This window comes from Leisingera sp. F5 (genome assembly GCF_001593695.1).
Genome location: NZ_LUKH01001483.1, coordinates 1 through 1,001, shown reverse-complemented (window position 1 = coordinate 1,001; position 1,001 = coordinate 1). Strand labels below are relative to the sequence as shown.

Genomic DNA, 1,001 nt, shown 5'->3' with positions numbered 1-1,001 from the left:
CATGTCCGGCCAGCTGCCGTCGCGCACCGGTGTCTATGACAATGCCGCTGAGTTCCGCAGTGATATCCCGACCTACGCCCACCACCTGCGCCGCGCGGGCTACTACACCTGCCTTTCAGGCAAGATGCATTTTGTCGGCCCCGACCAGATGCACGGGTTCGAGGACCGCCTGACCACCGACATCTACCCGGCTGATTTCGGCTGGACCCCGGACTACCGCAAGCCCGGTGAACGCATTGACTGGTGGTATCACAACATGGGGAGCGTCACCGGGGCAGGGGTGGCGGAAACCTCCAACCAGATGGAATACGACGACGAGGTTGCCTACAACGCTACCGCCAAGCTCTATGAGCTGTCGCGCGGGCTGGACGACCGCCCCTGGGCGCTGACCGTCAGCTTTACCCACCCGCATGACCCCTATGTGGCGCGCAAGAAATACTGGGATCTGTATGAGGATTGCGAGCACCTGCTGCCCGAAGTCCCCGCCATGGACTACGAGGACCACGATCCCCACGCCAAGCGGATCTTTGACGCCAACGACTGGCGCAGCTTTGACATCTCTGAGGAAGACATCAAACGCTCCCGCCGCGCCTATTTCGCCAATATCTCCTATTTGGATGACAAGATCGGCGAGATCCTGAATGTGCTGGAAACCACAAGGCAAGAGGCGATCATCCTGTTTGTCTCCGACCATGGCGACATGCTGGGCGAGCGGGGCCTTTGGTTCAAGATGAGCTTCTATGACGGCTCCTCCCGCGTGCCGCTGATGATCTCGGCGCCGGACCTGCCAGCGGGCCTCATTGAAACCCCGGTCTCCACCCTGGATGTCACTCCGACGCTGGGCGCGCTGGCCGGTGTCGATATCACTGAAATCGAGCCCTGGACCGACGGCCAGAACCTGGTTCCGCTGGCCACCGGCACGGAACGGACCGAACCGGTTGCCATCGAATATGCTGCCGAAGCCTCATATGCGCCGCTGGTGTCGCTGCGCTATGGCAAGT

At 61.4% G+C, this 1,001-nt stretch carries 1 protein-coding gene; it reads left to right on the top strand.

Features of this window, described 5'->3' with window-relative positions; all coding sequences use genetic code 11:
* The coding region (gene betC / locus A2I95_RS42430; protein ID WP_291738221.1) for a choline-sulfatase at positions 1-1,001 on the top strand (1,001 nt) is incomplete at both ends.